This window comes from Azospirillum oleiclasticum (assembly GCF_013423485.1).
In the GTDB taxonomy this organism is placed as follows: domain Bacteria; phylum Pseudomonadota; class Alphaproteobacteria; order Azospirillales; family Azospirillaceae; genus Azospirillum; species Azospirillum oleiclasticum.
Genome location: NZ_JABFFR010000001.1, coordinates 867,071 through 885,199 on the forward strand (window position 1 = coordinate 867,071; position 18,129 = coordinate 885,199).

General features: G+C 70.3%; 20 protein-coding genes. 9 read left to right on the plus strand and 11 right to left on the minus strand.

Annotated features, from left to right (window positions below):
• The first annotated feature begins 54 nt into the window (after nt 1-54).
• Entirely contained in the window at nt 55-711 is a 657-nt protein-coding gene (locus tag HL658_RS04085; protein ID WP_180280580.1) for a response regulator transcription factor, read from the plus strand.
• Here the strand turns inward: HL658_RS04085 and HL658_RS04090 are convergent.
• The 4 genes from HL658_RS04090 to msrB form a co-directional block, all read right to left on the minus strand.
• Nucleotides 663-2,129 carry an ATP-binding protein gene (locus HL658_RS04090; RefSeq protein ID WP_246337260.1) on the minus strand — a complete coding sequence of 489 codons (1,467 nt, stop codon included), beginning with the start codon at nt 2,127-2,129 and terminating at the stop codon, nt 663-665. The genes HL658_RS04085 and HL658_RS04090 overlap by 49 nt on opposite strands.
• 121 nt (nt 2,130-2,250) lie before the next feature.
• On the minus strand, nt 2,251-2,865 hold the full coding sequence (locus HL658_RS04095; RefSeq protein ID WP_180280581.1) for a hypothetical protein: 615 nt from the start codon (nt 2,863-2,865) through the stop codon (nt 2,251-2,253).
• On the minus strand, nt 2,862-3,449 hold the full coding sequence (locus HL658_RS04100) for a hypothetical protein (RefSeq protein WP_180280582.1): 588 nt from the start codon (nt 3,447-3,449) through the stop codon (nt 2,862-2,864). The genes HL658_RS04095 and HL658_RS04100 overlap by 4 nt, the downstream gene beginning before the upstream one ends.
• Before the next feature lie 156 nt (nt 3,450-3,605).
• Nucleotides 3,606-4,088 carry a peptide-methionine (R)-S-oxide reductase MsrB gene (msrB, locus tag HL658_RS04105; RefSeq protein WP_180280583.1) on the minus strand — a complete coding sequence of 161 codons (483 nt, stop codon included), beginning with the start codon at nt 4,086-4,088 and terminating at the stop codon, nt 3,606-3,608.
• A 304-nt stretch (nt 4,089-4,392) separates the two neighbouring features.
• Between msrB and HL658_RS04110 the strand changes: the two genes are divergently transcribed.
• Nucleotides 4,393-5,595: a pentapeptide repeat-containing protein gene (locus HL658_RS04110; RefSeq protein WP_180280584.1), complete on the plus strand. Its 1,203-nt coding sequence runs from the start codon at nt 4,393-4,395 to the stop codon at nt 5,593-5,595.
• On the opposite strand, the gene HL658_RS04115 is transcribed toward HL658_RS04110, so the two are convergent.
• Complete coding sequence (locus HL658_RS04115; protein ID WP_180280585.1) at nt 5,585-5,962, minus strand: hypothetical protein; 378 nt, start codon at nt 5,960-5,962, stop codon at nt 5,585-5,587. The two genes, HL658_RS04110 and HL658_RS04115, sit on opposite strands and share 11 nt — an antisense overlap.
• Before the next feature lie 161 nt (nt 5,963-6,123).
• Between HL658_RS04115 and HL658_RS04120 the strand changes: the two genes are divergently transcribed.
• Genes HL658_RS04120 through HL658_RS04135 form a run of 4 tightly spaced genes read left to right on the plus strand, consistent with a single transcriptional unit; the run spans nt 6,124 to nt 9,624 of the window.
• Nucleotides 6,124-6,540 carry a hypothetical protein gene (locus tag HL658_RS04120; RefSeq protein ID WP_180280586.1) on the plus strand — a complete coding sequence of 139 codons (417 nt, stop codon included), beginning with the start codon at nt 6,124-6,126 and terminating at the stop codon, nt 6,538-6,540.
• A 50-nt stretch (nt 6,541-6,590) separates the two neighbouring features.
• Entirely contained in the window at nt 6,591-7,286 is a 696-nt protein-coding gene (locus HL658_RS04125; RefSeq protein WP_180280587.1) for a response regulator, read from the plus strand.
• Nucleotides 7,283-8,644 carry an ATP-binding protein gene (locus HL658_RS04130; RefSeq protein WP_180280588.1) on the plus strand — a complete coding sequence of 454 codons (1,362 nt, stop codon included), beginning with the start codon at nt 7,283-7,285 and terminating at the stop codon, nt 8,642-8,644. Before HL658_RS04125 ends, HL658_RS04130 begins: the two co-directional genes overlap by 4 nt.
• A gap of 32 nt (nt 8,645-8,676) precedes the next feature.
• Nucleotides 8,677-9,624 carry an L-lactate dehydrogenase gene (locus HL658_RS04135; RefSeq protein ID WP_180280589.1) on the plus strand — a complete coding sequence of 316 codons (948 nt, stop codon included), beginning with the start codon at nt 8,677-8,679 and terminating at the stop codon, nt 9,622-9,624.
• On the opposite strand, the gene HL658_RS04140 is transcribed toward HL658_RS04135, so the two are convergent.
• Nucleotides 9,621-10,322, minus strand: a complete 702-nt coding sequence (locus HL658_RS04140; protein ID WP_180280590.1) for a tellurite resistance TerB family protein — start codon at nt 10,320-10,322, stop codon at nt 9,621-9,623. The two genes, HL658_RS04135 and HL658_RS04140, sit on opposite strands and share 4 nt — an antisense overlap.
• Before the next feature lie 65 nt (nt 10,323-10,387).
• The gene (locus tag HL658_RS04145) at nt 10,388-11,506 is read right to left on the minus strand and encodes a DUF3616 domain-containing protein (protein WP_180280591.1); all 1,119 of its coding nucleotides are present in this window, start codon (nt 11,504-11,506) and stop codon (nt 10,388-10,390) included.
• A gap of 209 nt (nt 11,507-11,715) precedes the next feature.
• Here HL658_RS04145 and HL658_RS04150 point away from each other — a divergent pair, with 209 nt between their 5' ends.
• The 3 genes from HL658_RS04150 (at nt 11,716) to HL658_RS04160 (ending at nt 14,059) form a co-directional block, all read left to right on the plus strand.
• Nucleotides 11,716-12,852, plus strand: coding sequence for a cobalt-precorrin-5B (C(1))-methyltransferase (locus HL658_RS04150; RefSeq protein WP_180280832.1), 1,137 nt, complete (start codon nt 11,716-11,718; stop codon nt 12,850-12,852).
• A complete protein-coding gene (locus HL658_RS04155) occupies nt 12,849-13,604 on the plus strand; it encodes a cobalt-precorrin-6A reductase (RefSeq protein ID WP_180280592.1) in 756 nt (251 codons plus the stop codon). Before HL658_RS04150 ends, HL658_RS04155 begins: the two co-directional genes overlap by 4 nt.
• Nucleotides 13,605-13,672: 68 nt before the next feature.
• A complete protein-coding gene (locus HL658_RS04160; RefSeq protein WP_180280593.1) occupies nt 13,673-14,059 on the plus strand; it encodes a DUF1636 family protein in 387 nt (128 codons plus the stop codon).
• Between the two features lie 14 nt (nt 14,060-14,073).
• Here the strand turns inward: HL658_RS04160 and HL658_RS04165 are convergent, their stop codons facing one another.
• The 4 genes from HL658_RS04165 to HL658_RS04180 form a co-directional block, all read right to left on the minus strand.
• Nucleotides 14,074-14,916: a fumarylacetoacetate hydrolase family protein gene (locus HL658_RS04165; RefSeq protein WP_180280594.1), complete on the minus strand. Its 843-nt coding sequence runs from the start codon at nt 14,914-14,916 to the stop codon at nt 14,074-14,076.
• 25 nt (nt 14,917-14,941) lie between these two features.
• On the minus strand, nt 14,942-15,679 hold the full coding sequence (locus HL658_RS04170) for an SDR family oxidoreductase (protein ID WP_180280595.1): 738 nt from the start codon (nt 15,677-15,679) through the stop codon (nt 14,942-14,944).
• 118 nt (nt 15,680-15,797) lie between these two features.
• The gene (locus HL658_RS04175; protein WP_180280596.1) at nt 15,798-16,940 is read right to left on the minus strand and encodes a CaiB/BaiF CoA transferase family protein; all 1,143 of its coding nucleotides are present in this window, start codon (nt 16,938-16,940) and stop codon (nt 15,798-15,800) included.
• Nucleotides 16,937-18,121, minus strand: a complete 1,185-nt coding sequence (locus tag HL658_RS04180; protein ID WP_180280597.1) for an ABC transporter substrate-binding protein — start codon at nt 18,119-18,121, stop codon at nt 16,937-16,939. Before HL658_RS04180 ends, HL658_RS04175 begins: the two co-directional genes overlap by 4 nt.
• Nucleotides 18,122-18,129 lie beyond the last annotated feature (8 nt).

The window sequence follows — 18,129 nt, forward strand, 5'->3', positions numbered from 1 at the left end:
GCCGCAGCGGCGTATGAAATCGCGAGAAAGCACTGAAATTCGATCGCCGACCCCATGCACGTCCTCATCGCCGACGACCATTCCATCGTGCGCAGCGGGTTGACGCATCTCGTCTCCGAACTGGCGGACGCCGTGACGGTGGACGCGGTGACCAGCTTCGACGCGCTCACCGCCGCCCTCGACTCCGGCCCCGCGCCGGAGCTGATCATCATGGATTTGCGGATGCCCGGCATGGGCGGCCTCGACGCCGTCGAGTCGCTGGTGAAGCGGGTGGCGCCGGTGCCGGTGGTGATCTTCTCGATGATCGAGTCGCCGGACGAGATGCGGTCGGTGCTGTCACGGGGTGCCCGCGCCTTCGTCCCGAAATCGACCGACGACGTGCTGATCCTGAACATCCTCCGGCTGGTGCTGGCCGGCGGCTCCTACGTGCCGCCGGTGCTCGGCCTGCCGGGACGCGACCCGGACGGAACCGCGGCGGAGCGCGGCAACGGCCGCATGCCGGCACCGCTCGACGGACTGACGCGCCGGCAGCTCGAGGTGCTCGACCTTCTGGCGCAGGGCTTGTCCAACCAGGACATCGGCAACCGCCTGGGCCTCAACCTGTCCACGGTGAAGACGCACGTGACCGGGGTGCTGAAGGCGCTGGGTGTGGGCAGCCGCACTCAGGCCGTGCTGCTGGTCAAGGAACTCGGGCGCGACCGGTTGGTCTGACCGGCGGGGTCGGCCTCGGCCGGCGTCAGCCCGACGGCGAACACCGACCCGCGGCCTTCCTGCGACCATACGCGCACGGGGTGGCCGAGCAGCCGCGCCAGCCGGTCGGCGATGGCGAGGCCGAGGCCGATCCCTTCGCTGCGGTCGCGGTCGGGACGGTCGAGCTGGATGAACTCCTCGAAGATGCGGTTGCGGTCGGCCTCCGGTATGCCGCGGCCGGTGTCGTGCACCTCCACCCACAGCAACCCGCCGCGACGGCGGCAGCCGATCAACACGCCGCCGGTCTCCGTGTAGCGCAGGGCGTTGGTCAGGAAGTTGCGCAGGATCCGCTCCAGCAGGAACGGGTCCGTCCGCACGACGGCCGCGGTCGGTGGGGCCGAGAAGCGCAGGCCGCGCTCCTCGGCGGCGGGGGCAAGCTCGGCGGCGAGCTGGTCGAGGATCGGGGCGAGGGCCACCGCCTGGACGCGGGGCACCACCACCCCCGACTCGAGCTTGGAAATCTCCAGGATCGCGTTCAGCAGATCGCGCATCGACCGCTGGGCCGACCGCATGTCCCGGAGAAGGGCTTGTCCACGGGGAGCGGCCACCTGCCGTTCGAGCATCCCGGTGAACATGCCGATCGCTTCCAGCGGCTGTTTCAGGTCATGGCCGGCGTAGGACAGGAAGCGGGACTTGGCGCGGTGCGCCTGCTCGGCGGCGTCCTTCGCGGCGTGCAGCTCGGCGGTGCGGACGCGGACCTGCTCCTCCAGATGCTCGTTGGAGCGCTCCAGCCGCTCGGCCATGCGGGTGATCTCGGCGAACTGGCGCTGCACCTGCCGCACCATGGGCCGGAAGATCACCACCACCTCCGCGCAGAGGGTCAGCAGCGTGATGATCAGCGCCGCCAGCCCGAGGTCGCGCAGGGTGTGGAACGCCTCCTCCCCGTTTTCCTGATAGAGCGCGACCATCTCGTCGAGACGGTCGAGCAGCGAACCGAGCGCCTCGTCGGTCACCAGCCGCGCCGGGCCGAAATCCGGCGGCAGGCCCGCCGGCGCTGCGGCCATGACCGCACGCAGCGCGGCGATGAAGCGCTGGACCTGGTCGTTCAACGGCTCCGGCCCGGCGAAATACAGGTCGCGGATGGCCAGTCCCAACCCCGGCTCCGGCCCGGTGCCGGTCAGCCGCCGGTGGGCGCTTTCGAACATCGTGACGACCGTGTCGAGCTGCGGGATCAACGCGGCGCGCGCCTCGGCGTCGGGTGTGTTGCCGATCTTGCCGACCAGCAGGGCGGCGCGCTGCGACAGCATGCGCTGGCGGCCGGAGAGGTTGACCACCTCCAGCGTGTCCTGGTGCTGGGTGATCACCCGCTCGGTCATGATGTGGGCGATCAGCGTGCAAACCGCGATGACGATGAGCGCCAGCCCGTAACGGACGGTCATCCATCGTCCGGCCGTCCGCCCGATCGCTGGTACCATGGGCACTCACCCCTCCGATGCACGCACCGGTGCAGGATGACGCATCGGTCGGGACGCGGCCACCGATTCCCGGCGGCGACGGGGCTCAGGCGCGCTGGGCGCCGGCGGCGCGCCGCCCGCCACCCTCGTCATCACCGCCGCTTCCCGGCTTGCGGAAGGTGCTCAGCTCCGAGACGCGGCTGACCTGGAGATTGCCGATGCGGCAGGGCACGACGTGGATCAGGTCGAACCCCTGCGATCGCGGCATGCGGGCGGCGACCCGTCGGCGAGCCTCCTTCTCGGTGTCGGCGATCAGGATGTAACGGCGCGGCGTCGACCAGCTCACCGGGGCGGAGCGGTCGATCACCGCGTCGGGCACATGGCGGACCGCGGCCTCCCAGAAGCGGCCGGGGCGGGGCTCCAGCCGGTCGAAGATGTAGTAGCGGTCGGTCCCCGCCTGTTTCTTCGCCTCCAGCTCCTGCAACGCGGCGGCGGCCTCCTGCTCGGCGCGGGTGGCGCGCCGCTCCGTGTCGGCGGTGTCGTGGGCCAGCGTGGCGTAGGCGGAGGCGACGGAGGCCACATCCTTCTGCATGTTCTCCACCCTGACCCGCAGCTTCGCCACGTCGTCGCGGGTCTTGAGAAGCTGCCGGTGCCAGTAACGGTTGGAAACGACGGCCAGAACCATCAGCGCCATGGAGATGTAGAGCATCATCCCGATCATGCGCCGGTCTCCATTCCCGTGTATGCGCCGGAGTCCGCTTCCACACCGTCAGGTGCGAAGACCAGCGGCAGCATCCGGGTGGCCTGCACACCGCTGCGCTGTGTGAAGGCGATCCGCAGCAGCGCCTGCGCATGCTCCGACGCGCCGGCCCACACATGCGCGACGTTCCGGTACTCCCAAATCTGGCGGGAGAAGACCACCTCGTGCCGGTCCACGGTGGCGAAGTTCGGCATCACCTGCAATTGCGCCCAGAACCCCATGGCTCCGGGGGCGGGGTCGCCCAGCTCATGCACCAGCTCGACGCGCACGAACTCCAGCGCCTTGATCTCCTGCTGCACCTTCTGCTTGCGGCTGGTGAATTCAAGCAGTCGGGTGTGGTGCGCCTTCAGCTCGACCGCTTTCTGATCGGCCTTGGCGTTCCATTCCCGGTGCGCTGCGCGCTTCTTGTCGAACTGGCGCTGGAGCATGGTCAGCCGCGCGCGTTCGGCGCTGATCCTGCCCACGTCTATGACTATGGACAGGCCAAGCGCTGCAGCGCTGGTGACCAACAGCAGCATTCCGAGGAATTCGCCCGAAATGACCATGCGGCGCGCCTTTGTTCAAGCCTCGCGCCAGCATGATCACCCGTACCGGTTAAGGAAGTGTATTGCCAGGGGACATTTTATGTCACAGCCAAGCCGCCCCGCTACCCGGCAATTGGTTTGCTTAGACAACTTAGCAATTGCGGATGTGGTCTCCCGTCATGCCCCGTCGTCCGGCTCGAAGGTCATGGCCACGCCATTCATGCAATAGCGCAGACCCGTCGGGGCCGGGCCGTCGTCGAAGACGTGCCCGAGATGGCCGCCGCATTGCGAGCAATGGACCTCCGTCCGCTCCTGGAACAGCTTGCGGTCCACCGAGGTCCCGACGGCACCGGGGAGGGGATCCCAGAAGCTGGGCCAGCCGGTGCCGCTGTCGTATTTGGTGGCGGCGCTGAACAGCGCCTGCCCGCAGCCGGCGCAGGCGAACACGCCCTGGCGCTTCTCGCGGTTGAGCGGACTGGTCCCCGCCCGCTCGGTCCCGTGCTCCCGAAGCACGTAATACTGGGCAGGGGACAGGCTCTCCCGCCAATCCTCCTCGCTTTTGCCAACCGGGTAGGTGGTCGAGTCGGAGTCGGCCGGCCTTCCGAAAAGTCCTTCGGACAGCTTTCCGAATCCGGTGCCGAACAGGGATCGACGTGTCATGGCGCGCCTTTTCACCCCAGCGGTTTACGGGTAGCACTGTTGTCGCTACCGAACATATTGGTGTATGCGTTCACGATGTCCAGGGCTGCGACGCGCGGTCTCACGTCAACGTGACGGGGTCCGCATGGATCTCCGCCGTGCGCTGCGCCACGCGGGTGCGTGGCGGGCAGCCGTTTGCCGCGCACTATGAATTCGTAGCCGCTTCAGCTTTGTTGCGTTTCCCGACGCGTACAGTATTCTTTCGATCCGATGGCTGACGTTTCCAAGAGTTGGTCCTGCCGGGGGACGTCGACGGAGGGCGTCCATGGCGGAGCACGATGAAAAGCATTTGAGGGCAATTCGCGATGCTTTGATTCTGCATCAACGCTGGCTGAAGCACGACACCGGCGGGCGGGGGCGGCGGGCCGATCTCAGCTTCTTCGATCTCTCCGGGCTAGGGCTCAACCGGATCAATCTTTCCGGGGCGAAGCTGGCGGGTGCGTCGCTGTCCGGGTCCCGGATGACGGGTGCCGAACTTGCCCAGGCCGACCTTTTCTGCACGGATCTGTCCCACGCGGACCTTACCGGCGCGCGGCTGAGCGGGGCCGACCTGCGCGGCGCGCGGGTGGACCGCGCCCGTCTGTCCTCCGCCGACCTGCGCGGCGCCGACCTTCGGAAAGGGGCCATGGCCCCGGCCGGTGCCCGCCGGCCGGCCGGCAATCAGAGCGGCGTCACCACCTTCATCGGCGCCACCATGGTGCGCACGCTGCTCACCGATTGCCGCATGAGCCAGTGCGACCTCACCGGCTGCGACCTGACGGGCGCCGACATGACGGGGGCCGATCTCGGCGGGGCCGTGCTGGTGGCGGCGAACCTGACGGGTGCGACGCTGCACCGTGCGCAGCTCGACGGCATCGTGTTGGCCGGAGCCAAGCTGCGGGAGGACCAGCGGGCGGAACTGGAGCGGCGCGGGATCGACATCGACGGCACCGGCATGGTCCCGCTGGCGGAGCGGGTCGCCGACATGATCTCCGCCCATCAGCTCTGGGTGGAGCATGACGGCCGGGCCGGGCGGCGGATCGAGCTGGAATGCGCGGATCTGCGCGGGCTCAGCTTCGCCAACCAGCTCCTCTCCGGCTCGGTGATGCGGCGCTGCGGCCTGCGCGGGGCGGATTTTTCCGGATCGCGGCTGGTGATGGCGGACCTGTCCTACGCCGACCTGCGCGACGCGGATTTCACCAGCGCCGACCTGTCCGGCTGCAACCTGCGCGGCGCCAATCTGGCTGGCGCCAAGCTGTGGCGGGTCACCATGCGGTCGGTCGACGTGTCGGGCGATGGCAGCCGGTTCTGGCCGACCAATCTGGAGGGAACGAGCCTGATCGGCGCCGACCTGCGCGACACCAGCCTGGCGCGCGCGCTGATGAACGGTGCCGATCTGACGGGAAGCCGGACCAACGCGACGACCCTGCGGGGAGCCGACCTCGCCCGGATCGTCGGTGGGCAGGGCGGGCTTCAGCTCACGACTTGAAGCAGGTCGCGATGTCGCTTTCCTTGCCGGCGATGGCACAGGTGTAGCCGTTGGAGAAGCGGAAACGGTAAGGGGCGGTCTTGCGCACGCTGACGAGCGTGTCGCCCTTGCCGTTCTTGAACGACACCCAGGCCGACGCGTCGAAATAGGTGGTCAGCCCGTTGGTCAGCGAGACCTGACCCTTGTTCCCCTTCAGCACCTTCACACCCGTGTTGAAGGCGATGACGCTCTCTCCCTCGGGCTTGGCGTAGAGGCCGTTGGTGCAGTTCACGCCTTCCGGCTGCACCGCGACACATTCGAAGGCTGTGGGCTGGGCGTTGGAGAGGACCATCGCGTAGACGGCCACCTCGAGGACGTTCATCGGCATGGGGTCGGCTCCGATCGTCGTGCGTGGGCTTTGCGCTACGCTAGATCCCCGTGGTTTCCGAAAGGATAATACGCGCACGGTTGATGAAAGGAACCCGGACCACCAGCCGGGCGTTTCCGCCGCACCGCCATCTCGGAAGCGGACGGCGAGGGGAGGACCATATGATCCGATCACGCGCACCGCTGCTGCTTCCCCTGCTCGCCGTCCTCGGCGCCTGCGCCAATCCCGGCGCACAGCTTGCCTTGAAGGCTCCGGAAACGCTGGTCGGCACGCCCAAGACCGCGTTGCTGTCGTGCGCCGGAGTCCCGGAGCGCACGGCCGCTGCCGATGGTGCGGAGTATCTGACCTACAGCCGCGAGCAGACGATCGTCGAACGCGACGTGGACTACGAACCCTTTCCCTGGGCCGGCCGCGGGGTCTTCCGACCGGAGGTGTCGACCTGGTCGCGCTCCTACCGCTGCGACGCCACCTTCACCATCCGCGACGGGCGCGTGCGGGAACTGACCTACAACCAGAACCGGGACATAACCTTGTGCTACGCGATCCTTGCCAACTGCCTGCCGCCGCCCGCCCCCTGACCGGGTGTCGGGCGTGGAGGATGGCGGCGGGGCGCGCTATAGTCGCGGTCATGACCGACGATCAGCCCCACATCCTCGTGGTCGATGACGACACGCGCCTGCGCGAGCTGCTGCGACGCTACCTGTCGACCAACGGCTTCCTCGTGACCACCGCCAGGGATGCGGCGGAGGCGCGCGCCAAGTTGGGCGGGCTGGCCTTCGACCTCATCGTGCTCGACATCATGATGCCGGGGGAGAGCGGGCTGGAGCTGACCGAATCCCTGCGCCGCGACAGCGACGTGCCGATCCTTCTGCTGACCGCGCGCGGCGAATCCGACGACCGCATCGCCGGGCTCGAGGCCGGTGCGGACGACTATCTCGCCAAGCCCTTCCAGCCGCGGGAGCTGGTGCTGCGCATGACGTCGATCCTGCGCCGGCAGGCGGTGCGGCCGGTGGAGCCGTCGACGGCCCCACCTGTGCGGCTCGGCCCGCTGATGTTCCACCCCGACCGTGACGAGCTGCGCTCGGGCGACGAGGTGGTGCGGCTGACCACGGCCGAGGCCAGCCTGCTGCGGGTGCTCGCGGCCTCCCCCGGCGTCACCTTCAGCCGGGAGGAGCTGACCGAGCGCAGCAAGGTGGCGGGCAACGCCCGCGCCGTGGACGTGCAGGTCACCCGCCTGCGCCGCAAGATCGAGCCGGACCCCGGCGAGCCGCGCTATCTCCAGACCGTGCGCGGCGAGGGGTATGTGCTGAGACCCGATCCATGACCGCGACCGCCGGCGATGCCGTCCGCCCCTACCGCCCCCGCGGTGGTTTCCTCGGCATCAAGCGCATCTTGCCGCGCACGCTGTTCGGCCGGTCGCTGCTGATCATCGTGACGCCGGTGGTGCTGGCGCAGGCGGTGGCGACCTGGATCTTCTACGACCGCCACTGGGATTCCATGAGCCGGCGCCTCGCCTTCGGCGTCGCCGGCGACATCGCCATGGTGGTGGAACTTCTGGAGGACGACCCGACCGCCGAGGAGCGGGAGCGGACCCTGGCCCTGGCGGCGCGCACCACCGACCTGATCGTTACGCTGGAGACCGGCAAGCGGCTTGCCACCGAAACGACGCGGTCGCGCGGGATGGTGGCCGAAACCCTGCGCCAGGCCATGATCGAGCGGGTGCGCCGGCCCTTCACCATCAACACCGAGCTGGTGGAGGACTGGTACGAGATCCGAGTGGAGATTCCGGCCGGCGTGGTCTCCGTCATGTCGCCGGAAAAGCGGCTGTTCAGCCCGACGACCTACATCTTCCTGCTGTGGATGGTCGGCTCGGCCCTCGTGCTGTTCGCCATCGCCATCATCTTCATGCGCAACCAGATCCGGCCCATCCGCCGCCTCGCCATCGCCGCCGACGGATTCGGCAAGGGGCGCGATGTCGCCAACTTCAAGCTGGAGGGGGCCAGCGAGGTGCGGCAGGCGGCGGCGGCGTTCCTGGTGATGCGCGAGCGCATCCAGCGCCAGATCAGCCAGCGCACGGAGATGCTGGCCGGCGTCAGCCACGACCTGCGCACCCCGCTGACCCGGATGAAGCTGGCGCTCGACATGCTGGGCGAGAACCCGGAGGTGGAGGAGCTGAAGGACGACGTCGCCGAGATGGAGGCGATGATCGAGGGCTATCTGGCCTTCGCCCGCGGCGAGGGGGCGGAGGCGGTGCAGCCGACCGACCTCACCCGCCTGCTCAACGAGGTGGTCAACGGCGCCCGGCGTGAGGGTGCGGACGTGCAACTCGCCGCCGAGGAGCAGCTGACCCTGCCGCTCCGTCCCAGCGCCACCCGCCGCTGCCTCGCCAACCTGATCGCCAACGCCCGGCGTCACGCCGACCGCATCTGGGTGGAGGCGTCGCGCATGGCCGGCGCCATCGAGATCACGGTGGACGACGACGGCCCCGGCATCCCCGAACGGAACCGGGAGGACGTGTTCAAGCCGTTCTTCCGTCTGGATTCGTCGCGCAACAGGGCGACCGGAGGCTCGGGGTTGGGGCTGACGATCGCGCGCGACGTGGTGCGCGGCCATGGCGGCGACATCACCCTGTCCGACAGCCCCCACGGGGGGCTGCGCGTGCGGCTGCGCCTGCCGCTCTAGCGGCGGGACGGCACCACAAGAGGGAGGAGAGCATGAAGGTCGGGATCGTCGGCGCGGGCGCGGTGGGCAGCACCGCGGCCTTTGCCATGGTGATGGGCGGCAGCGCCAGCGAGCTGGTGCTGGTGGACGCCAATCCCAAGCTGGCGGCGGCGCAGGCGCAGGACATCGCGCACGCCGTCCCCTTCGCGCACGCGGTGGCGGTGCGGCACGGCGGTTATGACGCGCTGGGTGGCGCCGGCGTGATCGTGCTGGCGGCCGGGGTCGGCCAGAAGCCGGGCGAGACCCGGCTGGAGCTGCTGGAACGCAACGCCCGCGTGTTCGAAGCCATCATCGGCCCGGCGCTGGCTGCCGCCCCGGACGCCATCCTGCTGGTCGCCACCAACCCGGTGGACGTGATGACCCAGGTGGCAACGCGCATCTCCGGCCTGCCGGCGTCACGGGTGATCGGGTCGGGCACCATCCTCGACACCGCACGCTTCCGGGCGCTGCTGGCCGAGCGGCTGGCGGTGACGCCCAAATCCGTGCACGCCCACGTGGTGGGCGAGCATGGCGACTCGGAGGTGCTGGTCTGGTCCACCGCCACCGTCGCCGGCATGCCGGTGGACCGCTTCGCCCGGCAGTCCGACATGCCGCTGACGGACGCGGACCGCGCCGCGATCGACGCGGGGGTGCGCCGTGCCGCCTATCACATCATCGAAGGCAAGGGACACACCGCCTTCGGCATCGGCAGCGGCATCGCCCGCATCGTCGGCGCCATCGCGCGCGACGAGCGGGCGGTGCTGTCCTGCTCGATCCTCAACGACGAGGTGCTGGGCGTGCCCAAGGTTGCCCTGTCGCTGCCGCGGGTGGTGGCGGCGGCCGGGGTGGTAGGCACGGTTATGCCGGACCTCTCGGACGACGAGCGCGCCGGCCTGCGCCGCAGCGCCGAGATCCTCAAGGCCGCCGCCGATCCGGTGGAGGCGTCGCTGGCGCGCGGTTAGGCCGCCGCCGACAGCTCCCGGGCCCGCTCCTCGCCTATGTTGAGACGGGCGGCGAGGTAGTGCAGATAGCTGCGCTCGGCCGGGCTGTCCGCCTCGATCGCCAGAAGGGAGGCGAGGTAGACCTGCTCGGCCGTCTCCGCGTCGTGCACCTGGTTGACGATGCTGTCGAGCGGGGCGGGGGTGTCCAGCTCGCGTTCGATCAGCCGCCGGTCCTCCTCGTCGGCCCCGGCCGCGCTCATGCGGTCCAGGATGCGGCGACGCTCGGTGGCATCGACGGTGCCGTCCGCCGCCGCCGCGGCGACCATGGCGCGGATCAGCAGCAAGGCCTTCTGATCGCCGACCGCCGCCTCGGGCGCTGCCCGCTGCTCCGGCTGCAGCAGACCGGCCAGCCGCTCGCCCAGCGACGGACCGCCGGTGGCGGACGATTGCGCCGGGGCGGTACCGGCGGCGGGCTGGCGGCCCTGGTGGTCCTGGTGGTCCTGGTAGGCCTTGTAGGCGAGGTAACCGAGTGCGGCGAGGCCCGCGGCGTTCTTGAACCCGCCCTTGCGCCCGCCGGCCGCCATTGCCGCCGCACCGCCGAGCCCGCCCAATCCGGCGCCCATGCCGAAGGGCGACGCGGCGAAATGCGGGCCGCGGCGACTGTGGCCGGCCATGCCGCTGGCGAGCAGGGTGCCCAGCAGCTTTGTCAGGTTCGACATTCCATTCCTCCGTCCTGGTCGTTGCGAGCATGAACAGGGCGGAGAGGGTGGATGTTTCCTCGGCCCTACAGGGCGAACAGATCGGCGTGCACGTCGGTGGCTCCCGTCCGGCGATCGGAGGACGGGCTGTCGTAGACGACCAGCAGCGTTTTCGCCCCGTCCGGAGACCGGACCACGGCGATCCCCTCCGCATGGTCGCAGTCCTCACCGAAGGGAAGCTCCAGCACCGGCGTCAGCCGCTCCGTGGGAGTGATGGTGGGCGCGTCGCTGTCCAGGCAGCCGGACCAGCGCCACACCCGCACCGGCCCGTCCAGATCCATGGTCGGCCCGGCCAGGATCAGCAGGTCGTCACCGTCGAAGGCCAGTTCGCGGATACCGAGTCCCTGGAGCTCCATGAAATGCTTGCGGTAGGGCAGACCGTCACCGTCCGGCACGGTCAGCTTCAGCCGCCCCTTCTTCGTTGCCTCCACGCAGAGTTCCAGGATGCAGGCCCAGCCGCGCAGGACCGGACCGCGCAGGCCGAGGAAGACCCGGTTGCCGCGCACCGCCATCCCTTCGATGTCCAGGCCGTTCTCCTTGGCCGGGATGTGCAGGAAGCGGCCGAAATGCTCGTCCTTCTTCAGCGCCTTGATGAGGGCGTTGGACTTCCCGCCCATCTTCAGGCAGCCGGCCTTGCGCGTCCCGTCCTCCGCGCGCAGCTCGACCAGCCCGGCGCCGTCGGCCGGGTGGAGCGGGATGCGGCCGAGAAGGAAGCGGTTGGGCTTCCGGTCAACGTCGGTCAGCAGCTTCAGCGCGGTGTCGGCGTCGTGCTGCGTCGCCTTCGGCTTTTCACGCACGAGGCTGTGGGAGCCGACCACCCACAGCCAACCGCTGTCCGCCGCCATCCCTTCGATGTCCACCTCGTCGTGGACCGTCTTTCCGTCCTTCTCCGTCGCCTCCAACTGATCGAAGACGCCGCCGAGGAAGAAGGGCTCGTGCCCGCCGTAGCCGCCGGGCCCGGTGGCGGTCAGCCGGTCGATCCGCGCGCCCTCGTCGTCGGCGATGAACAGGCATTCCCCGATCACCTCGACGGCCGACAGGTTGTCGCGGATCGGCTTCTTGCGCGGTGGGTCGAAGGACTCGTGATGCCGGAAGGACAGGCGGAGGCTGCTGGCCGGCAGGGCGGTGGGCGGCTGTCTGGTCATCGGCGTTGTCCGGATGGTGGATGACACCCCGCAATATGGGGTGCGGACAGCGTGAAAGCCGCTGTCGGCCCGTTCGTTCCATGGGGGGATCGTCATGCATCGATCACGTCCGGCATGGACGATCGTTGCGGCTTGGCGTAGTCCATCCCGCGCGTGATCGATGGGGCTGCTGGACGCGGAGGCACGGGGGAGCCATGACCGACGGTGCCATGGACGGGGAGCGGGACGGGCAGGCGTTGCGCCGGGGCTGGACCACCGGCACCTGCGCCGCGGCCGCCACCCGCGCCGCGACGGCGGCCCTGTTCGGTGGGGACTTTCCCGATCCGGTGATGGTGACGCTTCCCGGCGGCCAGACGCCATGTTTCGCACTCGGCTGGACCGAACGGGGCGACGGCTGGGCGGCGGCCGGGGTGGTCAAGGACGCGGGTGACGATCCCGACGTGACGCACGGCGCCCTGGTCCGCGCGCGCGTGGAGCGGGCACCGGCCGGGGCCGGTGTGCTGTTCCGGGCTGGGGAGGGCGTGGGCATGGTGACCCGGCCCGGCCTGCCGGTGCCTGTGGGGGAGCCGGCGATCAACCCGGTTCCCCGCGCCATGATCCGCCGCGCGGTGGAAGAGGCCGCGGCGGAGGCCGGCACGGCGCCCGACCTGCTGGTCGAAATCTCGATTCCCGGCGGCGAAAAGCTGGCGGAGCGGACGCTGAACGGGCGGCTGGGGATCGTCGGCGGGCTCTCGATCCTCGGCACCACCGGCATCGTGGTGCCCTATTCCTGCGGCGCCTGGATCGCGTCCATACAGCGCGGGGTGGATGTGGCGCGGGCTGCCGGGCTCACCCATGTCGCCGCGGCGACCGGGGCCGCGTCGGAGGGGGCGGCCCAGCGCCGGCATGGTCTCAGCGAGCAGGCGCTGATCGACATGGGCGACTTCGCCGGCGGCACGCTGAAGTATCTCCGCCGCCACCCGGTGCCCCGGCTGACGCTGGCCGGTGGCTTCGCCAAGTTCAGCAAGCTGGCGCAGGGCATCCTGGATCTGCATTCCAAGCGCGGGGTGGTCGATCTCGGCTGGCTGGCCGACCGGCTGGCGGTGCTGGGCGCGCCTGCCGATCTCGTGGACAACGCGCGGAGCGCCAACACGGCGGCGCAGGTGCTGGGGATGGTGCAGCAGGCCGGGCTGCCGCTCGCCGACCATGTGGCCGCCCTGGCCCAGGCAACGGCTCTGGCCGTGCTGGACGGGGCGCCGATCGCGGTGGAGGTGCTGGTGGTGGACCGGGAAGGGCGGGTCGCCGGGGAGGCTCCGTGGCGGGGGCCGGGCGAGGGCGTGAAAGATCCAGTGGAGCGCGGCGCATGAAGGCCCTGATCCTCGGCGGCACCACGGAGGCGATGGCTCTGGCGAAGCGGTTGGCCGACCATCCCGTCATCGCGGCGGAGGTATCGCTGGCCGGGCGGACGGCGCGGCCGGTGCTGCCACCGCTGCCCACCCGCGTCGGCGGCTTCGGCGGGGCCGACGGGCTGGCGGCTTATCTGACCGAAAACCGGATCGGTGCGGTGGTGGACGCCACCCACCCCTTCGCCGCCCGCATCTCCGCCAACGCCGTGGCCGCCTGCGCGAGGGCCGGGGTGCCGCTGCTGGTGCTGACCCGTGCCGCCTGGACCGCCGGACCCGGAGACCGCTGGATCGGCGTGCCCGACATGGCCGCGGCGGCCGAGGCGTTGCGGCCGCTGGGCCGGCGGGTGTTCCTCACCGTCGGCCGGCAGGAGCTGGCGCCCTTCGCCGCCGTGCCGGACTGGAGCTACCTGATCCGCGCGGTCGACCCGCCGGACCCGCCGCCGGAGCTGCCCGACCACCGGGTGATCCTCGACCGCGGCCCCTACACGCTGGAAGGGGAACTGGCCCTGCTGGCGGAGCATCGCATCGACGCGCTGGTCAGCAAGAACAGCGGCGGCACCGCCACCGCGGCCAAGCTGGAGGCGGCACGCCGGCTTGGCATTCCCGTGGTGATGGTCGAACGCCCGGCGGATACCGGAGCGCCGACGGTGCACGCGGTCGGGGCGGCGCTCGCCTGGCTGGAGGCGCTGGCGTCCGGCCGGGAACCGGAGTGACGGCTGTGATGTCGCAGGTCCGCGTCCGGTGCTAGGGTGCGCCACCGACCGACCACGCGAGCCGTTCCGTGCCCCCCCACACCCGACACGCCATCCACGTCTGCACCACCTGCCGCCGCGCCCCCGCCGATCCCGCTGTGCCGCCGGACGGCGAGCGGATGCTGGCGGCGCTGGCCGCGGCGATGGAGGGTTGGGCTCACCGCGACGCCGTCGCGCTGGCGCCGGTGCAGTGCATGAACGCTTGCGCCCGGTCCTGCGCCGTGGCGCTGGCCGGGGAGGGGAAGTGGAGCTTCCTGTTCGCGGACCTGGATCCGGAGACGGCCGCTCCGGCCCTGCTCGCCTGCGCGGAAACCTACATCGGCCGCGCCGACGGCAAGATGATGCGCAGCGCCCGGCCTGAGGCGCTGCGGGACACGCTGCTCGTGCGCATCCCGCCGCTGCCTTCCGGCCGTTAGGCCGGTGTCGTGCCTTACCCCTGCACGCAGACCTGACGCTGCGTGCCGAGGCCCTCGATGCCCAGCGTCACCACGTCGCCGGCCTTCAGGAAGGTCGGCGGCTTCAGGCCGAGGCCGACGCCCGGCGGGGTGCCGGTGGAGATGATGTCGCCGGGGCGCAGCGACATGAACTGCGACAGGTAGGACACCAGATAGCGCACGCCGTAGACCATGGTGGCCGTGCTGCCGTTCTGGTAGCGGTGGCCGTTGACCTCCAGCCACATGGCGAGCTTCTGCGGGTCCTCCACCTCGTCGGCGGTGACCAGCCAGGGGCCGGTGGGGCCGAAAGTGTCGGCGGACTTGCCCTTGGTCCACTGGCCGTGGCGCTCGATCTGGAAGGCGCGCTCGGACACGTCGTTGATGACGCAGTAGCCGGCGACGTGGTCCATCGCCTCGTCTTCGCTGACATACTTGGCGGTCTTGCCGATCACCACGCCCAGCTCGACCTCCCAGTCGGTCTTCTCGGAGCCGCGCGGGATCTCGATGGCGTCGTTGGGGCCGACGATGGCGCTGGTCGCCTTCATGAAGATGATCGGCTCCGGCGGCACGGTGGCCCCCGTCTCCGCCGCGTGGTCGGAGTAGTTCAGGCCGATGCAGATGAACTTGCCGGTGCCCGCCACGCAGGGGCCGAGGCGCGGGTCGCCCTCCACCAGCGGCAGGGTGGCCTGGTCGATGGCGCGCAGCTTGGCCAGACCGTCCGGCAGCAGCGTGTCGCCGGCGATGTCGCCGACCACGCCGGACAGGTCGCGGATCTTGCCTTCGGAATCGAGCAGGCCCGGCTTCTCGGCGCCCGCGGCGCCATAACGCAACAGCTTCATGATGGTTTCCCCGATCGATGCAGGCTCAGGCGGCCCAGCCGCCGTCGATGATGTGGATGGCCCCGGTGGTGTAGCCGGCGGCGTCGGAGGCGAGGTAGGTGACCAGCTCCGCGATCTCCTCCGGCTTGCCGATGCGGCCGATGGGCTGGCGGGCGATGAAGGCGGCGCGGGCTTTCTCGTAGTCGCCCTGGGCGCGCAGCCGGTCCTCCAGGGACGGCGACTCCACCGTGCCGGGGCAGATGGCGTTGACCCGCACGCCGCGCGCGATCACGTCGGCGGCCACCGATTTGGTCAGCCCGATCACCGCCGCCTTGGTCATGCTGTAGGCGTAGCGGTTGGGCACCGCCTTCACGCTGGAGGCGACCGACGACATGTTGACGATGGAGCCCTTGCCCCGCTCCAGCATCCCCGGCAGGAAGGCGCGGATGGTGCGGTGCATGGAGCGCACGTTGAGGTCGATGGCGAAGTCGAACTCGGCGTCCGTGCAGTCCAGGATGCTGCCGGCGTGGACGAAACCGGCGCAGTTGAACAGCGTGTCGACCGGTCCGGCCTCGGCCGCGAAGGCGTTGACCGCCGCGGTGTCCAGCACGTCGAGCCGGCGCACGGTCACGCCCGGCAGACCCGCGAGGTCGGCCAGCTTCGCCTCGTTGATGTCGGTCGCCCAGACGGTCGCCCCCTCCCGCGAGAAGGCCTCCACCGTCGCACGCCCGATACCCTGAGCCGCGGCGGTGATCACCGCGGTCTTTCCCTGCAATCGCCCCATGGTCGTCCTCTTCCTGGCGGCCGTCGTTGTCTCCCCGCCGGCCTTCATGCCGTTGCGGGTGATGATTGCACCACCCGCTGACGGTCGGTAGGCAAATTACCCGCAACTCGCAGCCGCGTCACAGCCCGAATTCGCGTTCGATGGCTGCGTTGTGCTCGCCGGGCTTGGGCGCGCCACGCCGCGCCGTCATGCGGGCGCCGTCGATGCTGATCGGGCAGCGGGTGGTCTTCAGCGTCACCCCGTTGTCGCGCTGCACCTCCTGCACGAAGTCGAGCACGCGGAACGCGTCGCTCGCCATCAGGTCGGTCCAGGTCAGCACCGGCGCGCACCAGTAGTCGGCCGGCACCAGCCGGTCCAGCCACGCCTGCGTGGTGCCGCCGGTCAGGTGCTCGGCCAGATGCACCTTGATGCGGTCGCGCTCGGTGAACCAGCTCGCCGGGTCGGCGTAGGCGGCGAGCGCGTCGCAGCCCAGCAGCTCGCCCAGCCGCGTCACCGACCCCATGGCGAGCGCCAGATAGCCGTCCGCCGTGCGGTAGATGCCGTAGGGCGCGCCGAGATAGGCGTGGGCGTTGTTCACCGCGCTGCGCTGCGGCGGCTTGCCGCCGTCGTTCAGGTGGGTGGTCAGCACCTCGAACTGGATGTCGAGCATCGACTCCAGCAGGCTCACCTCCACCAGCCCGCCGCGGCCGGTCACCCCGCGCCGCACGAGGCAGGCCAGCAGCCCCTGCACCAGATGGGCACCGGTCAGCATGTCGGCGATGGCGAGGCCGCAGGGGGTGGGACCGTCGTCGGCGTCGCCCGACAGCCAGGCGAATCCGGACCGGCTCTGCGCCAGCAGATCCTGCCCCGGCAGATCCGCCCACGGCCCCTCGTTGCCATATCCGCTGACGCTGCCGTAGACCAGCCGCGGGTTGAGCTTCGACGCGCTGGCGTAGTCCAACCCGATGCGGTCCATCACGCCGGGCCGGAAGTTCTGGATCAGCACGTCGGCCCGCTCGACCAGCCGGCGCACCTTCTCCAGATGCTCGGGGTTCTTCAGGTCGGCGGCGTAACCGCGCTTGTTGCGGTTGATGGTGTGGAACAGCGTGCTGTCGCCGTCGAGCGCCAGATTGGAGATGTAGAGCTGGCGCCCCGTCTCTCCGGTCACCGGGCGCTCGACCTTGATGACCTCGGCCCCGAGGTCGGCGAGCCGCAGCGCCGCCGACGGGCCGGCGAGGAACTGGCTGAAGTCGAGGACCAGCAGTCCTTCGAGCGGCTTCATGCCCGCACCCCCACCCCGGCGCGCTCCTGCGCGTGCGCGAATTCGGCGTTGATCCAGTCGATGAAGGCCTCGTCCGTGATCTCCCGCTTCATGCAGGCGGTGGCGCGATCGCCGCCCTCCTCGAACAGCGGGATCCAGCCGTCGAAGCGCGGGCGGACATGGGCGCTTTGAAGCGTGGCGAGCGTGTTGCGGAAGAAGTTGTCGCAGCCCTCGTTGAGATCCGGGTTCGTCCAGGCGGCGAGGCTGGCCGGCTGCCCGCCCAGCCGGAAATAGTCGCTGCCCTGGTGGGCCGGACCACACAGCCATTTGCCGTAGCGCACGGCGGCGTCCCCGTTCTTCGACAGGGCGGACACGGCGACCCCGGTGCCGCCGAGCTGGGTGCCGGCGCAGCCGTTGGGCCCGTGCGCCGGCACGTCGGTGAAGCGCAGCCGCCGCTTGCCGGGCGCCGGGCGGGAATAGTTGGTGTAGCCGTAGCCGTAGACGCAGTAGGCGATCTCGTCGCCGCTGGTCATCAGCTCGTAGGCGGTGATCGGGTTGGATGAGGTGGCGGTCGGGTGGGCGGCGTCGACGATGGCGTGGAAGCGCGCCAGCACCTCGCGCCCGATGGTGGGCGGCAGGAAGACGGGCGTGTCGTCCACGATGGCGTGGCCGAGGTTGGCGGCGATGGAGATGACGGTGCTGATCGCGTCGGTCGGGAAGGCGGTGGTGGTGATCGCCAGCCCTTTGGCCCGCGCGCGTTCGGCCAGATGCAGCACCTCCTCGAAGGTCCGCGGCGGCTCCTGCCCCAGCCGGTCCATCAGGTCCGGCCGGAAGGAGGAGACCTGCGTCGCCGCGTCGATGGGCAGGGCCCAGACGCGGTCCTTGTAGCGGTAGGACTCCCAGCTGCGTCCGACGCTGTCGGCGGCGAAGGCGGCCTGCTCCTCGGCCGACAGATGCGCCGACCAGTCGATCAGGTAGGAGTGGGAGGCGGCGAAGCCGGCGAAGGGGTGGTCGATGATGATGAGGTCGTAGCGCTCCGCGTAGCGGTCCAGCGGCGCCTCGCCGAACTCGCGCAGGCTGCGCTTCTCCCACTCGATGCGGATGCCGGGGTTGGCGGCCTCGAACAGGGGGGCCCCCCGCACCAGCGGGTCGTAGCCGCGCGGGTGGTCCCAGGTCATGCCCCGGAGGGTGATCGTGCTCATGTCGGTCG

What these genes read in the sequence shown, in the direction of transcription:
- HL658_RS04085 (WP_180280580.1), top strand. Translation starts at nt 55, where the DNA reads ATGCACGTCCTCATCGCCGACGACCATTCCATCGTGCGCAGCGGGTTG.
- HL658_RS04090 (WP_246337260.1), bottom strand. Translation starts at nt 2,129, where the DNA reads ATGACCGTCCGTTACGGGCTGGCGCTCATCGTCATCGCGGTTTGCACG.
- HL658_RS04095 (WP_180280581.1), bottom strand. Translation starts at nt 2,865, where the DNA reads ATGATCGGGATGATGCTCTACATCTCCATGGCGCTGATGGTTCTGGCC.
- HL658_RS04100 (WP_180280582.1), bottom strand. Translation starts at nt 3,449, where the DNA reads ATGGTCATTTCGGGCGAATTCCTCGGAATGCTGCTGTTGGTCACCAGC.
- msrB (WP_180280583.1), bottom strand. Translation starts at nt 4,088, where the DNA reads ATGACACGTCGATCCCTGTTCGGCACCGGATTCGGAAAGCTGTCCGAA.
- HL658_RS04110 (WP_180280584.1), top strand. Translation starts at nt 4,393, where the DNA reads ATGGCGGAGCACGATGAAAAGCATTTGAGGGCAATTCGCGATGCTTTG.
- HL658_RS04115 (WP_180280585.1), bottom strand. Translation starts at nt 5,962, where the DNA reads ATGCCGATGAACGTCCTCGAGGTGGCCGTCTACGCGATGGTCCTCTCC.
- HL658_RS04120 (WP_180280586.1), top strand. Translation starts at nt 6,124, where the DNA reads ATGATCCGATCACGCGCACCGCTGCTGCTTCCCCTGCTCGCCGTCCTC.
- HL658_RS04125 (WP_180280587.1), top strand. Translation starts at nt 6,591, where the DNA reads ATGACCGACGATCAGCCCCACATCCTCGTGGTCGATGACGACACGCGC.
- HL658_RS04130 (WP_180280588.1), top strand. Translation starts at nt 7,283, where the DNA reads ATGACCGCGACCGCCGGCGATGCCGTCCGCCCCTACCGCCCCCGCGGT.
- HL658_RS04135 (WP_180280589.1), top strand. Translation starts at nt 8,677, where the DNA reads ATGAAGGTCGGGATCGTCGGCGCGGGCGCGGTGGGCAGCACCGCGGCC.
- HL658_RS04140 (WP_180280590.1), bottom strand. Translation starts at nt 10,322, where the DNA reads ATGTCGAACCTGACAAAGCTGCTGGGCACCCTGCTCGCCAGCGGCATG.
- HL658_RS04145 (WP_180280591.1), bottom strand. Translation starts at nt 11,506, where the DNA reads ATGACCAGACAGCCGCCCACCGCCCTGCCGGCCAGCAGCCTCCGCCTG.
- HL658_RS04150 (WP_180280832.1), top strand. Translation starts at nt 11,716, where the DNA reads ATGGACGGGGAGCGGGACGGGCAGGCGTTGCGCCGGGGCTGGACCACC.
- HL658_RS04155 (WP_180280592.1), top strand. Translation starts at nt 12,849, where the DNA reads ATGAAGGCCCTGATCCTCGGCGGCACCACGGAGGCGATGGCTCTGGCG.
- HL658_RS04165 (WP_180280594.1), bottom strand. Translation starts at nt 14,916, where the DNA reads ATGAAGCTGTTGCGTTATGGCGCCGCGGGCGCCGAGAAGCCGGGCCTG.
- HL658_RS04170 (WP_180280595.1), bottom strand. Translation starts at nt 15,679, where the DNA reads ATGGGGCGATTGCAGGGAAAGACCGCGGTGATCACCGCCGCGGCTCAG.
- HL658_RS04175 (WP_180280596.1), bottom strand. Translation starts at nt 16,940, where the DNA reads ATGAAGCCGCTCGAAGGACTGCTGGTCCTCGACTTCAGCCAGTTCCTC.
- HL658_RS04180 (WP_180280597.1), bottom strand. Translation starts at nt 18,121, where the DNA reads ATGAGCACGATCACCCTCCGGGGCATGACCTGGGACCACCCGCGCGGC.